The following is a 14,553-nucleotide window of genomic DNA, read 5'->3' on the forward strand; positions in this document are numbered from 1 at the left end:
GGAAACTAGATATTATTGACCAAACAATAATTGCCACAAACCCGGAGGCTCATGCAGTTCGTGGTACTCTTTACGCAGTGAGTCAATGCTTTTGAGGGCCACACTGGCTTCGGCCAACTCATTGTTTTTCGCCAGGGTGCGCGCCAGTGAAATTTGCTCCAGTACCTTGTCTAAGCCCTGCAGCGACTGTTCCGGCTCTTTGTTAAAGCGAGCCTGCTTAGCCTGCTCTACCAAGGTCTGAAGCTCATCCAAGGCCATAAGCATTTGTCCTTGGTCTTCGGCTTTAACCGCCTGCTTGTAACTGTGACCCATTTTTTTCATCACAGCTTCAAGATCTATGCTCTGCTGAGCAGATGCCTGCACGGACACCATACCGATAAAAGCGCTAAGAAATAGGGTGAATACTAAACGCATGGGAGAAACCTCTTAATTCAAACTGCCGACATTGTACCTGAGCACACTGCCGACACAAGAGCACTGTCAATCCCCTTTACACTAGTCATCAATAGGGCTTGGCCATACATGAGGTTGTGCATAACTGAGGCGCCCAAGACGGCTGCCAACATGGTACCCGTCTAACCCAGTTACGGCCACGGTATCTATGCTGTTAAGATCGATATGACCATCACCACACAGGGCTTCATCACTCACCTCCCCCTGCTCAATAGCACCTATCAGTAACAAGGTACCGTTTTGTTCGATGACCTGCTCGGCAACCAATTTCACCGAGTATTTCAACAGACTTTGGTTGACAAAAGGAGCGGGACATTCACCGATAAATTGTGGCTCCAAACCCACCGCATCAAACTCACTTTCATCAACCCCGTACTTGGCCGATGTTTGATGGGCCGCCTGCCAAAAGTGACTATTCACCTGGTTAAGGGTATACCAACCCGTAGACCTTATATTACTCAGGGTATGTCGCTCCACCACATCCGGGCGCATGATCATGGCGACCAAGGGGGGATGCGCTCCTAGGTGCACCACCGAGCTGACAATGGCTAGGTTATGATTACCCTGGCCATCTGTGGTGCCCACCAGATTTGCACTTTTGTACCCCGACAGGCTATTTACGAAGTGCGCTCTATAGCGTGAGGGCATGGCGTCGAGATCGTCTTTACTAAATTGCATACATTAGATTCTCTATAAACTTTAAAACTCAATAGCTTGCCGATTCCAATCATAAAAGCCACAGGACGGGAGAAAGGCGTAATCTGTACTCAGTTCCCGCAAACGCCGGGCGACAAAGTGAGGGGTAAACAACTTGCCCGCAGGCACATTTTTTTGAAACGGCTTAGACAGGTCACTGTCCGTGGTGCCGGGATGAAACAACAAAAATTTGCTGTGCTTGTGTGTACGCCTCATTTCAATAGCGGTGGTTTTGGTAAGCATATTTAAGGCCGCCTTTGAAGCGCGGTAGCTGTACCAGCCACCCAAGCGGTTATCTGTGATGCTGCCCACGCGCGCACTCAAAATGGTGACCACGCTTTGCGCGTTAGGCGTCAAGAGTTTGGTTAGGTTCGACAGCCACCACATAGGCACCACTGTGTTGCATTGCATCACCTCGAAAAAAGCCGACTGCGAAAATGCACTTAGGGATTTTTCCGGCTGCACCTCCTCGCTATGCAACACGCCGTTGCAAATGTAAATGTACTCAAAGGCCAATCCCTGTTGCTGGGCATCAAGACACCAGTTAGCAATCGCCTGCTCACTGTAAGCCAAACAGCTATGGCGCTCGCGCTCAAGCCTGGATCTGCTCACGCTGTGTACCTGGGTGCCCTGTGACTCCAACTCATCGATTAGGGCTCGGGCAATCGCACTCGAAGCGCCAATGATCAAGGCCTTAGTCATGGCGTTCACCCACATGGCATTGCTCTTTACATGATCGAGCCGATAGCCAACCCGCTATTCTGTGGCGATTATTAGCAAAAATGCGATAACAGCAGTCTGCGACAATACGGATCAGCGGCCAGCGCAACACCCTTAACCATGGGTACTTGCCAACTGCCCGCCACACGGCGACATTGGCATCCAAACCAAGTAACACCCGTCCATTTTCATCAATGGCGTGCAAGGTCGCGTTGGCGGCGTGATAGTCGATCATGGGGTAGCGAGACAAGTCTTCGTCACTATTGATATCGACCAAGGCTAGGGCTCCACACTGATCATACCCTTTAAGTTTTCTTATCTCGGCGGTGCACAAAGGACAATTGCCGTCATAAAACAAAGTAAGCATACATTCCCTCCGTCTGGCATTACGAGCAGAGGTCGCCTTAAGATCACCCAATAAAAAAGCCCTTACGCAAAGGTAAGGGCTTGGTGGTAATGCAAATGTGACAAGGAATAATTAGCTGGCGCTGCGCAGGCTCACGTCCTGGCCGTCGGCACGGGTGCCGTCCGGGCGCAGCAGGTTCATATCGAAATCGAATTCATCGACGCGAATAGCCAGCTCACGCTTGCGGTTATAATCAACCAAAGACGCATACTCGTTGGCATCGATCACACTGGCCGCCAGGGCATTATCCAGCGTCTCGGCAAAGCGCACGCCAGAGCGAATCTGCTTCGACTTAATGGCCTTGCGTACCTTGGCCAGGCTCTCAAGGTTTGCCAGCTTGGCTTTATAGGCCTGCTCATTGATATCGTGACCATCGCCCGGCGTCGGCTTCACCAGATGTGTCAGCTGGGCTTTAATGGCCGTATCCAGTTGCGCCTGATGGGCCAGTTCGCGAACCAGATCGTCGCCAATGGTTGGCATTTTGTAGCCGTACTGCCAGGTTAAGAAGCGCATAAACTTACGGGTGCCCGATGCCGGGAAGTTATCCAAGAAGGCATGCAGTGCCTGCTCTGCCTGGTGCAATGCCCAGCGCGTCGCATAGTGGAAGTATGGCGCCGCTTGCGCGCGATCTGCGCTGCTGACCTTTTGCTCATAATATTTAATCGAGGCCATGGCCGCATACATATAGCTCATTACATCGCCCAGGCGCGCCGACAGCATTTCCGCCTGCTTTAACTTTCCACCCAGAACCAACAAGGAGAAATCCGCATACACGGCTAGCCGTGACGACAACTTGTGAACCGCCTTTTCATACTGGCGTACTTCAGGCAAAGACGATGCGCTCGGCGCGGTAAACGGCAGTAAACCATGTTTGAAAGCACGCAGCGCATTGGCGGTGCTGTAACCCACAGTTTTACGCAAAATACGATTAAAGGTGGCATCGGCATCTTTTTCTTGCGAGTGGATGGACTCCACCATGCTCTGCAAGTAAGGGTGACAGCGCATCACGCCTTGCCCAAAGATCATCAGGTTACGCGTCAGGATATTCGCCCCTTCTACCGTAATGGCGATGGGCTGGGCAACAAAGCCGCTGGCCAGGGTGTTTTGCGGGCCGCGCTGAATGGCTTTACCGGCTTGAATATCCATGGCCGAGTTCAGCACGTCACGGCCGATTTCGGTCATATGGTACTTGGCGATGGCGGTTACTACAGAAGGTTTTAGACCCATGCCCAGACCTTCTGTGGTGAGTACGCGCATGGCTTCTTGTAAGTAGGTTTTACCGGCGATATCGGCCAGCTTTTCCTGAATACCTTCGAACTGACCGATGGCCAGACCAAACTGTTCACGCACCGCGGCGTATTCAGCAGAGCCTTTAAATGCCACCTGAGATACCGACACGCCTAACGCAGGCAATGAAATACCACGGCCGGCACCTAAACAGCTCACCAACATCTGCCAACCGCGGCCGATGTTCTTTTGTCCACCGATGATAAAGTCCATAGGAATGAAGACTTTTTCACCGCGCGTCGTCCCATTGTAAAAACGCACGCCCATGGGGTCGTGGCGATTACCCAGCTCCACACCCGGGTGGGTATTAGGAATAAGCGCACAGGTAATGCCCAGGTCTTCTTTATCACCCAGCAGGTGATCCGGGTCCTGCACCTTAAAGGCCAGACCCAATACGGTGGCAATAGGCGCCAGGGTGATATAACGCTTGTCCCAGGTAACCTCCAGGCCAAGTACCTTCTCGCCCTGGTATTCGCCTTCTTTGACCACGCCGATATCCGGAATACCGCCGGCGTCCGAACCCGCTTCCGGGCTGGTCAAGGCGAAACAAGGAATATCGCGGCCATTAGCTAAACGTGGTAGGTAATGATTCTGTTGCTCTTCGGTACCATAGTGCAGCAAAAGCTCACCCGGGCCCAAGGAGTTTGGCACCATCACGGTCACGGCAACCGCCGATGACTTGGTAGAGATGGTGGCCACTATGGTCGAGTTAGCATAGGGGCTAAACTCAAGACCGCCGAACTTCTTCGGAATAATCAGCGAGAAGAAGCGCTCTTTTTTCAGAAACTCTAGAATATGCGCTGGCAGATGCGTGCCCGATTGAATTTCGGACTCATCGATCATTTCCAACAGCTCGGCCACAGGGCCATCAAGGAAAGCTTGCTCTTCTTGGCTCAAGGTTGCCGCGGGCACATCGCGCAGCGCCGCGAAATCAGGCTTGCCACGGTAGATAGAACCTTCTAACCACACATCACCGGCGTCCAGCGCCTCCTGCTCTGTAATCGAAATACTAGGAAGGATTTTTTTTAATTTTGTACGTAAGCTCATAACCAACTCATCTGACCAGTTAACATACCCCTTATTACGGCATAAATATCTGAATAGATCAATTGGTCCAACCAGTTTTTTTAACACAAAATTTATAACTTATTTGCGTAATGGCGCTAAGACGGTTGAATTCCCTGCTATTGAGCGTACAGGTGTACGCAAAAATAAATTTTTACTCGCAAACAAACAATCGAGCAACGGCGAGTTTGCTCTTCATAAAAGTGGTACAAGTGCGTATAGAAAAGAGTGCTTGGGAGAATTACGAGAGTAGCGCCTAAAAAGGTACAGGAGGTGAGAAATTGCTGGCAGGGCTAAAATTCACCGCAGCGAGCCTGAAGAAGAGTAATTAAATCTTGCGGCGCCAGGGCCAGTTCAACGCCGCGCTTGCCGGCACTGACATAGATGGTATCCTGCGCCAAAGCGCTTTGATGCACATACACGGGGAGTCTTTTTTTCTGTGCAAACGGACTCACGCCACCGAGCACATAGCCGGTTACCCGCTCCACATCGGCCCCCGCGGCCATGGCCGCTTTTTTACTGCCCGCCAGTTTGGCCAGGGATTTGGTATTCACCTGTTGATGCACAGGGGTAATGGCGACCACGAACCCCTGCTCTGCGGTTTCCAGCACCAAGGTTTTAAATACCCGGGCAGCGTCCAGTGCCAATTTATCTATGACTTCCTGACCATAATTCTCGACACCGCTATCATGCTCAAAACTGATAAGTTCAAATGCCACCTTGTGCTTGGTTAGAAAGGTTACTGCTGGCGTCATGACCATTCCCTTGTTGTGAGTATTTGACATTAGTCAGCATACTGTTAGCCCTAGGCGTTTGTCCATGCTCCAGCCGGGTTATTAAGCGATGCACTTCGCCTTAAGCTCATCGGCACGAAAGTAACCTAATGCGACACTTTAATGTATTGATTTAAGCAAGTTGTACGGATATGATAATAACTATCATTTACAATTAGCCTTGGATCCCCTCGCTATGAATTCATTGTTTAAATCAGTCCAAACCTTGGGCGTGAGCCTGTTATTCGCCTCTGCATTTAGCTTTCAGCCGGCCTTTGCCAACGGTCCTATCGGCGAACACGTGAATCACTTACAAGAAAACCTAAAAGATTACTCCGAAGAAGTACAATGGATGATTGGCAAGGTTGATACCATGGTCAGTGATTACGAGGCCAAGGGCAACAAGGCGGTAAACAGCGATGATCTGGTCGAATACTGGGAATCGGTTAAATTTCACAGCGCCATTGAAACTAACTATGTGCCCGTTTATGCCTCTATCTGGCAAGGGCTTTACGGCATCAAGATGGCCATAGACAATAAAGCGCCAGCGGCCGAAGCACGCAAACAGCAAGAAGCGCTCAATGCGGCCTTATGGCAAGGCTTGGGGGCAGTTAAACTGGCGGCGCAATTCCAGCAAAAAGGCCTGCTCCAGAGCGTTAAGGCCACGGCCACAGAAACCATGACGCAAAGCGCCACCATGGACGAGATCAAGCACAAGCTCGACCGCGTCGTTGCTAAGTATGCTGAACGCCTTGGCGATGAAGCCACGCAGATCGTTCATGACACCTACTTGCACCTGTTTGAAGGCGTTGAAGGCACCTTAATTGAGCAAGATGCCAACCTGGTTGAAGAGCTAGAAAAAGACTTCAATGTAACTCTGCCAAAGGCGATCGCCGATAACAAGAGCGTCGATGACGTGCGTGCTGTGGTCGTTGCCATGCAGGGCAAACTAGATCGCGCTAAAAAGCTCATTGAAAAGGCCGAAAAAGCCCGCAAGGACGTGTTTTAAGTGAAACGTAGAACCTTTATTCAAGGATTGGCTGCCTTTGGAGTGGCCAGTACCTTGCCGCTGTCTCTATCACGGGCATTTGCAGCAACCGCTGCCAACCCGGTGTCGGTGGACTCCCTGCCCGCCCTCGAAGGTAAGTTGACCTTGTATCTTGGTCGTGGCGAAGGCGGTCTGTATGAAAATGTCCTGCAAGCGATTCAAGATAAGAACCCGAATTTAGAACTGGGTATTCGCCGCGGCCCTACGGCTGCCCTGGCCAACACCATAGTCGCAGAAGCGAAAATGGGCGTGCGCCGCGCCGATTTATTTTGGGCGGTGGACTCCGGCGCCATTGGCTTGGTGACCGACGCCGGTCTGGCGCAGCCACTGCCTGCTGACTTATCGGCACAACTGCAACCTCAGTTTCGCTACGAGGGCTGGGCGCCGGTCACAGGTAGGGTACGCACTTTGCCCTATAACACCGAGCGTTTGACCAAGGAACAGATCCCGCAAAGCATCATGGCCATTGCCGACAGCGACCTGAGTATAGGCTGGGCTCCGGCCTATGCCTCGTTCCAGTCTTTTGTCACCGCCATGCGTTTGCTCGAAGGCGATGATAAAACGGCCAACTGGCTGAAAAAAGTCAAAAAGAAAGCCAAGTCCTATGCCGGTGAGTTGGGAGTGGTGATGGCCGTCGAGCGCGGCGAAGTAGACATCGGCTTTGCCAATCATTACTACAGCTTACGCCTTAAAGCGGGCAAGCCCGATGCCAAATTAGATCTGGCCTTTACCCAAAATGATGCAGGCTGTTTGGTTAATGCCTCAGGCATTCTCGCGCTGAATAAAGACCCGCTGGCGACCAACTTTATGCGTTATCTATTAAGCGCCGAAGTACAGGGTTACCTAGCCCGAGAGGCCTATGAAATCCCGCTTATCGAGGGCATTCAACAGCCGGAGGGATTGCCGTCATTAGCCAGTATTTCGCCGCCTAAGATAGACTTAACGCAACTGGCGGACCTGCGCCCGACCTTGGATTTAATGCGTAATGCCGGTGTGCTCTGATGCGTCTACCCGCTTCCTATCCCATGGCGCTGCTTGCAGCGCTTGTGGCCTTGACACCCTTGTATGTGCTGCTCACCTTAGCCAGTGATGCCAGCACGCTATTCGATAGCCATAACCTCACCATACTCGGCAACACCCTGTCGCTGATGGCGCTAACGGTAACGGGCTCGATTATTATTGGCGTGCCCCTGGCCTTTATTAGTGCCTATGTGCATTTACCGCTGAAGAGGCTGTGGTTAGTGGTGTTTGCCGCACCCCTGGCCATCCCCAGTTATATCGGTGCCTTTACCTTGTATGCGGCCTTTGGGCCGGGAGGTGAAATAAATACCCTGTTTGGCATTGAAACGCCGCCCATGTATGGCCTCAGTGGCGCCGCGATTGTGATGACCCTGTATACCTTCCCCTTTGTCATGCTGACCACACGCTCATCGCTGCTGAGCCTCGATGCCAGCATGGTCAATGCGGCGAGAACCTTGGGCATGACCATGACCATGAGCGTGTTTAAGGTCATATTGCCCCGGGTGGTCAACGGCATAGCCGCCGGCGCCTTGTTGGTGGCCCTGTATACCTTGTCTGATTTCGGTACCCCGGCGATGATGCGCCTCGATACCTTCACCCGGGTGATCTATGTTGAGTACAATGCCTTTGGTTTAAGCCGCGCCGCCATGCTGTCGCTCCAGTTAATGTGTATTGTCGGCTTTTTGCTGTTTTTAGAGTCGCAAATTAAAACCGCCACCGAGCGCCATGGCCGCCCACTGATGCTCTTTCCTAAGCCGTGGCAACTCGGTGCCATGTTCGTTACCTTCGTGCCGGTGCTATTACTAGCGATTGGCCTGCCCCTGGGGGTTTTCTCGCTGTGGCTGGTCCGCGAAGGCCTGGCCGAGTTCGATTTCACCATCGCCTGGCATTCGGCCTATGCCTCGGGCATCGCTGCCCTGATGGCGGTGATTGTCGCTATTCCCGTGGCTCATGCGGCACTCAGTGGTAAAGCAGGCCGAGTTATGGAGCGTATCACCTATTTCGGCTTTGGCATTCCCGGCATCGTCATGGGCACCGCGCTGGTGTACGCTGGCCTGCAACTACCCATGCTCTATCAAACTCTGGCCCTGCTGGTTATCGCCTATGTGCTGCGGTTTTTACCCTTAGCGGTCGGCTCGGTACGCACCAGCACCGAGCATATGGATGCCAGCTTAGTAAAATCGGCACGCGTTCTTGGGGCCAGCCCAAGAGAAGCCTTTACCCGCATTACCTTGCCACTGACCGCCCGCGGCATAGTCGCTGGCGCAGCCCTGGTGTTTTTAGAATCAATGCGTGAGTTAGAAGCGACCTTGTTGCTTGGACCGACTGGATTCGAGACGCTCTCCACCTACCTGTGGCGCGTTTACGAAGCTGGCTACTTTGGCCGCGCCGCCATCCCCGGGCTCTTGCTTGTGGTGATCTCCGCCTGTGGTTTAGCTATTATGCTTTCCGGCGAAAAGCGCAGTAATTAAGGATCAAAAATACATGTTATCTGTTAGTAAGTTGGCTATCGATTATGGCAGTAATCGGGTCGTAAGCGACTTAGATCTCTCCCTGGATAAAAGTGAGATCCTGATGCTGGTTGGCCCCACCGGCTGTGGTAAAAGCACCATTTTACAGGCTCTGGCCGGGCTTATTCCGATCAGCGCTGGAGAAATTAATCTCGGCACCTGGCGAACAACACCAAAATTGCACGTACCACCTGAGAAACGCCGCGTCGGCATGGTGTTTCAGGACTTTGCTTTGTTTCCCCATCTTACCGTACAGCAAAATATCTGCTTTCGTTTAAAGGACACCTCCTTGGCCGAGCACTGGATTGAATTGCTTGGCCTAGGCGCGTTTCGTGATAAAAAGCCCGCCACCTTGTCTGGCGGGCAAAAGCAACGGGTGGCTTTGGCTCGTACCTTGGCCCACCAGCCCGACTTTGTGCTGCTCGATGAACCGCTATCAAACCTGGATGCGGCGCTTAAGGACACCTTACGTTGGGATATTCGCAACGCCCTAAAAGCAGCAGGTGTCCCGGCGATTTGGGTGACCCACGATCAGGAAGAGGCCCTGTCGGTAGGCGATCGAGTCGGGGTGCTCAAAGACGGGCGCATTCAGCAAATCGATACTCCTGAGCACTGCTTTAGCCTACCGAGTAACCGCTTTGTGGCCCGGTTTTTAGGCGAAGCCAGCTTTATTGCCGGTGACTATCAACATGGCCAAGCCAGCACCGCCATCGGAATAGCGCCGGCGCAGGGCATAGATTGTGAAACTGGTGCCGTGGATGTGCTGCTGCGCCCGGACGATGTGTTGCTAGCACAAAATGGTGCTAACAGTAACGGCACCGTCACCTGGGTGCGCTTTGAAGGCGGCAGTCGCCTGTGTGCAGTTGAGCTTGAGTGTAATACCCAAGTCACTAGCCGCGTGAGCCACGAGGTGATGGTACGCCCAGGCGATAAGGTGCATATCTCGCTCAGTACGTCGCACCCGCTGGCGGTGTATCAGCGACATTAATAGTAAAACCTCACTCGGAGCCCACTGTGCTGGGCTCCCGAACTACTCCTTCTACCCTGGCCCGTTTTTTCACCTTTAAATTTCCCATAACTCATTGCCTTTACTGAATAAAACCTGGTTTTTAGAATTCAAAAGGTGCTAAGGTAAAGGTTATATTTCCTCCGCACCGCCCATTAGTCACCCAAGGAAGACGGCATGATAGTTCCCAAGTATTGGTCCGAATCACAAGCGAAAACGCGCGCCAACGACCGACAATACACCATCAAACGCTTTGGCTGGTCGGATATAAGTGAAGAAGATGCGAAACGCCACGCGGACGAGCGCCTTGATGACGCACTCAAGAGCCTGAGTGAGCAAGGTGACGTAAGACGGGTTGATCATAAAATTTCCTATAACGGTGCCGAAGGGATCCCTATCCGCGAAGAGGTGGTGGCTAACCATCAAGACGTGGTTATTTCCAGAAACTCCTATGGCGCCTTGTGCCTAAACACCCCGGATGTGATGTTCGCAGACATAGATCTCGATAGTGCTCCCTCGACGAGACTCGTTACCTGGGCGTTTATCGGCCTGGCACTGGTTGGCACTGCGGCCGCCTTGGTCACCAGCTCCTGGTGGGTGTTATCTGCCACCTTGCTGGTGTCGCTGCTATTGGCCTCCACCTTGGCTGGCTTTATCAACAACCGGCTTATTAACCGCAGGGGGGGCTTGGAACAAGAGGCCATCACGCGCTTTAAACAGGTCTGCGCCGATAACCCCGCTCTGCATCTGCGTATTTACCAGACCTCGATGGGCTTTCGTATACTTTTTATGGAGCAAACCTATGAGCCCACCAGTGAGAGCGCGGCAGCGCTATTAAAAAGTCTTGGCTCGGACAGGGTCTATATGCAAATGTGTCGCAATCAGCGCTGTTTTAGGGCCAGGGTCAGCCCCAAACCCTGGCGCGTGGGCATCGAAAGGCTTCGTCCACGCCCGGGAGTCTGGCCTATTAAGGCGGAGCGCCTCAAAGAGCGGCAGGATTGGATACGCGCCTATGAACGCAAGGCCAATGACTATGCCTCGTGCAAATTTATGATGAAACTTGGCGCGGATATTACCGATCCAAAGGCAGTCCATGTGATGACGCTGCACGACGACTTGTGTAAGGCAAATCGCGAATATAATCTGGCCTAGGGCTCCAATGAAGATGAAAAAATCTAATAAAATAATTATCTTGGCGCTATTTTCTTACATCATTGCGGCACTGATCGATAGCTACTTTTTCTATGCCCACGGCAAGGAAAGCATTACCTTTTTACCTCATACCCTGTTTATTTCCTTTTGCTGTTTTGCCTGGTGTAGGTACCACGGCGCAGAGAACTCAATAACCCATCTTGGTTATTTTCCCTTGTTTTGCGCCCTAATCGGTTTTATCGGCATTCCCGCCTATGGCTACAGTAAATTCGGTTTTAAACGAGGCAGTAAGATATTCGCCGGATTTTTAGCCTGCCTATTTGCCACTATCCTGTTGCTCGGTGCTGTCGATTTTGGGGTTAGAGCCGCTTACACATAAGTGGCTTATGCCTTGTTTATCTTAAATATTTTTAACTTGTAATATTTACCGCTAGAATGGCGCCGAACCCAAGCCCCATGCCTTGGGGCCAAGAGATTTAATCGAGAAGGGAATTTTATGTTTTCATGGATTTTTAAGAAAAAACCCAAAATGGCAAAAGAGCTAAACCACACTATTTTAGGCACGCTAAAATACGATAGCGAGAGTAATAAATGGGTGGGCAACTATAATAACAAGGCCATCACCCTGGAGCATGAGCAGGGCGCCTTAGAGCCAAACCCGAAGCTAATTTCTTACGCTGTACAAATAATCAGGGACTCGGCATGGGTAGAAACTAATTTAGAAAAACAAAAATCCACTTTTGCCCAGCAGCAGAGCTCGCTCTCACCAGCGCAAATAAAGGATCTTGCCTCCCTCTATATTCAAAGCATGCACTTTTATCTGATAAAGGGTAAAGGCTATACCTATTTTATGTTAGGCCCGGATGATTGCGAAGACGTCTGGCAATTGGAGTTGCTCGACGATAAAACCTTTGAACTTGCGGTTAACTAGCTGTAACAAATACAACCTATGCATCAAGCCTAGGTTGTTCAATCCGAGCCTTTTATCCGTTTAAGACGTTGCAATGCCGGCTCATCACCTAACTCTGCCGCTTTTTTCAAGTGATACAACGACTTGCTATTTTCTTTGTTGTGATAATAAGTACCGGATATTTCCCGGTGAGCTCTAGCATTATCTGGATACAAGGTGAGAAATTTCTGCCAATAACTAATTATGGTGGGCCACTGCCTGGTTTGGCCTAACACCATATCAAGGGTAATGTAGTACTCGATTGTATGCGGATCGGCATTAATCGCTTCAATTAATTTGACCACCGCCGAGTCAAAACGCTCGTTTTCGATCATTTCAAGCGCATGCTGATAAGCGGTATAGCCTTTTGAACTGATACTGTGCGAAGTCGATGCGGGTTTTCCTGTCGCATTGAAACCATAGTACTGCCGATATTCTTTCTTAGCGATTGCTTTTTTGACTGATTTGTAATGACTTTGGTAGTACTTCTCATAAGGCCTTATCGCCAAGGCTGTTTTTTGATCTTGCTCGGCTTCGCGCAGCCGTTTGAGCTTGAGGTGGGTTTTGGAGCGCCAGTAATAGCTGGTGTGGCTGTTTGCATTGAGCGCTAACGCCTGATTGAAATAAACCAGAGCTTGGCCATAATTTTTCAGTCGATACTCGCTTTTTGCTAGCTCATGCAAAACGTAAGGGTTATTACCAAACCTTAAAGCGCCCTTATAAAATTCGCTCGCTTGGAAATAGTTATCGGCAAGAGCGGCAATTTTACCCGCTTCTTCAAGAATTTCGCCCTCCAACAGGGCCAGTTGAGGATTGCTAGCGAGATTGGCGGCAGCCCCCTCTATCACAGCACGCATTGTCAAATAGCTCCCCCCCCACCTCGGCGTTAAACTGCCCATATAATGAGAACGAATTAAGTAAGAGGATGGATATTTTTCAATCACCTGAGTAAAAATCTGCTTGGCTTCCTTTTTACCGCTTCTTACCTGTAAAATATTTATAGCCAATATACTTGCCGCCAACTCATATTTTTCAATTTTCCTGAGCTTGGTAACGGTTTCATAGCTGCGCGCCATAAGTCGCTGCATCTCTAGCATATTTTCTAAGGGCGTTTCCGCAGAGTTCTTGGTTCCTCTAACAGACCAACCTTTGCCATAGAAAAAGAATGCTTCGGCAAGCTGAGCCCTAGGATTAGATGGCTCACTCAATAACCACTTGTTAATAGCGTAAATGACCTTGTCATCACTATTGGCAAACGATAAATAGGCCTGAAATAATAAGTGCTCATTTTGAATATCCAGTGCGGCCAGTGAATGATACTTATCCAGCTCGTTATTTAACTCTTCAAACTTATTATTTTTTAAAAGTTCGGTAAGCCCAGGAGAAATTAATGGGATTGGCGTTACCACGACGGTGCCACTTTTGGCTATTGAATTTTCCAGCAGCGCTTTATTAGCTGCGGTTATTAACCTATGCGTTTTTACCGACAACGGATTGTCAACATCAGCACCTAGCAAATAAGGTGTCGCCAAAAAAGCGATGATGGTAGCGGCAACATAGCGAAAATAAGCCCTCTGAATTACTTTCTCTTTCCATTTGCAGGACTGCACTAAATGCGCCACAAAGACGACAAAGGCAAGTGCCATAAAGGCCATTGTCATAGAATAATAAAATGGTTGTTCTTCAAGGTAGATAGGCTCTAGCATATTACCACTGACCGTGATAATACTTTGAGTCATGACGCCGTGAACAAGTAAGGCGGCTAGAACAAAGCTAAGCGAAGCCAACACCAGGACCCTTAGTAAACTTATCAGCGTTGAGGAGTTTTGTTGCTTTTTTAAGCGAGTGGCCGTGGTGTGGTAGATTTCTCCACTTGCTTCAAGCCCGCCTATCCTGTCAATGATACTCGGCAATTCATCTAGACTTGAAGCACTATCAGCAAAAACAAATGATGTACTTTTTTCTTCCACGAGGCGTTCAGCCCCCTCAGGCAAGTCAAGCATATCTAGCCGCTGCTTAATTTCATCGGTGTAATCAAAGAGAGTGACGACAAAGGCTCTCTGCGAAAACTTTTTATGCTTGGCTTGCAGCAATTCATATACCATGACAGCGAATTCATCGGCCACATAACTGGCTAACCAGGGTATTTGACAGGCCTCATCGGATTGAATATTTGCTGCAGTTAACCCTCTGCTTTGGAAAAAAGCGGGGGCTGCACGATGTAGTTGTAACCGCGTATTCGTAGAAACCTTGCTTTTTGCGCTCATTCCCCGACATAAAACAAGCTTTTTGATTCGTTTTCCATAATTATTCCGACCAATGACGGACAACAAGGAGTAAATAAAAAGTGCAAGTAGAACAAACGTGACCAAGCCGCCATTAAGCATTTCAAAATCCCTTTATAACCGAATGCAGGTTGTACTTTTAAAACTCTAACCTCAATATAGCCCATCTAATAATAAATGCT

General features: G+C 50.2%; 14 protein-coding genes. 7 read left to right on the plus strand and 7 right to left on the minus strand.

Annotated elements, in window-relative coordinates:
• Positions 1-12: 12 nt before the first annotated feature.
• The 6 genes from KD147_RS08200 to ybaK form a co-directional block, all read right to left on the minus strand.
• On the minus strand, positions 13-414 hold the full coding sequence (locus KD147_RS08200; RefSeq protein WP_233998372.1) for a cytochrome b562: 402 nt from the start codon (positions 412-414) through the stop codon (positions 13-15).
• 81 nt (positions 415-495) lie between these two features.
• Complete coding sequence (locus KD147_RS08205; RefSeq protein WP_212547487.1) at positions 496-1,131, minus strand: flavin reductase family protein; 636 nt, start codon at positions 1,129-1,131, stop codon at positions 496-498.
• Positions 1,132-1,152: 21 nt separating this feature from the next.
• Positions 1,153-1,866, minus strand: coding sequence for an SDR family NAD(P)-dependent oxidoreductase (locus KD147_RS08210; RefSeq protein WP_105254595.1), 714 nt, complete (start codon positions 1,864-1,866; stop codon positions 1,153-1,155).
• Positions 1,844-2,236 (minus strand): thiol-disulfide oxidoreductase DCC family protein, encoded by a 393-nt coding sequence (locus KD147_RS08215; RefSeq protein ID WP_105189054.1) that lies wholly within the window; start codon positions 2,234-2,236, stop codon positions 1,844-1,846. Before KD147_RS08215 ends, KD147_RS08210 begins: the two co-directional genes overlap by 23 nt.
• 111 nt (positions 2,237-2,347) lie before the next feature.
• On the minus strand, positions 2,348-4,609 hold the full coding sequence (locus KD147_RS08220) for an acyl-CoA dehydrogenase (protein WP_105254593.1): 2,262 nt from the start codon (positions 4,607-4,609) through the stop codon (positions 2,348-2,350).
• 311 nt (positions 4,610-4,920) lie between these two features.
• Positions 4,921-5,382 (minus strand): Cys-tRNA(Pro) deacylase, encoded by a 462-nt coding sequence (gene ybaK, locus KD147_RS08225; RefSeq protein WP_105189056.1) that lies wholly within the window; start codon positions 5,380-5,382, stop codon positions 4,921-4,923.
• Positions 5,383-5,596: 214 nt separating this feature from the next.
• Here ybaK and KD147_RS08230 point away from each other — a divergent pair, with 214 nt between their 5' ends.
• From KD147_RS08230 to KD147_RS08260, 7 genes are all read left to right on the plus strand, one after another.
• The gene (locus tag KD147_RS08230; RefSeq protein WP_105254591.1) at positions 5,597-6,409 is read left to right on the plus strand and encodes a hypothetical protein; all 813 of its coding nucleotides are present in this window, start codon (positions 5,597-5,599) and stop codon (positions 6,407-6,409) included.
• Positions 6,410-7,450 (plus strand): extracellular solute-binding protein, encoded by a 1,041-nt coding sequence (locus KD147_RS08235; protein WP_105254590.1) that lies wholly within the window; start codon positions 6,410-6,412, stop codon positions 7,448-7,450.
• Complete coding sequence (locus KD147_RS08240; protein WP_105189058.1) at positions 7,450-8,940, plus strand: ABC transporter permease; 1,491 nt, start codon at positions 7,450-7,452, stop codon at positions 8,938-8,940. The genes KD147_RS08235 and KD147_RS08240 overlap by 1 nt, the downstream gene beginning before the upstream one ends.
• A gap of 13 nt (positions 8,941-8,953) precedes the next feature.
• A complete protein-coding gene (locus tag KD147_RS08245; protein ID WP_212547488.1) occupies positions 8,954-9,967 on the plus strand; it encodes an ABC transporter ATP-binding protein in 1,014 nt (337 codons plus the stop codon).
• A 195-nt stretch (positions 9,968-10,162) separates the two neighbouring features.
• Positions 10,163-11,137, plus strand: coding sequence for a hypothetical protein (locus KD147_RS08250; RefSeq protein WP_212547489.1), 975 nt, complete (start codon positions 10,163-10,165; stop codon positions 11,135-11,137).
• Positions 11,138-11,150: 13 nt separating this feature from the next.
• Positions 11,151-11,516 carry a hypothetical protein gene (locus tag KD147_RS08255; protein ID WP_212547490.1) on the plus strand — a complete coding sequence of 122 codons (366 nt, stop codon included), beginning with the start codon at positions 11,151-11,153 and terminating at the stop codon, positions 11,514-11,516.
• Between the two features lie 117 nt (positions 11,517-11,633).
• Entirely contained in the window at positions 11,634-12,068 is a 435-nt protein-coding gene (locus KD147_RS08260; protein WP_212547491.1) for a hypothetical protein, read from the plus strand.
• A gap of 38 nt (positions 12,069-12,106) precedes the next feature.
• On the opposite strand, the gene KD147_RS08265 is transcribed toward KD147_RS08260, so the two are convergent.
• Positions 12,107-14,473 (minus strand): tetratricopeptide repeat protein, encoded by a 2,367-nt coding sequence (locus KD147_RS08265; protein WP_212547492.1) that lies wholly within the window; start codon positions 14,471-14,473, stop codon positions 12,107-12,109.
• Between the last annotated feature and the right edge of the window lie 80 nt (positions 14,474-14,553).

Source organism: Pseudoalteromonas sp. BDTF-M6, from assembly GCF_018334135.1.
Taxonomy (GTDB): domain Bacteria; phylum Pseudomonadota; class Gammaproteobacteria; order Enterobacterales; family Alteromonadaceae; genus Pseudoalteromonas.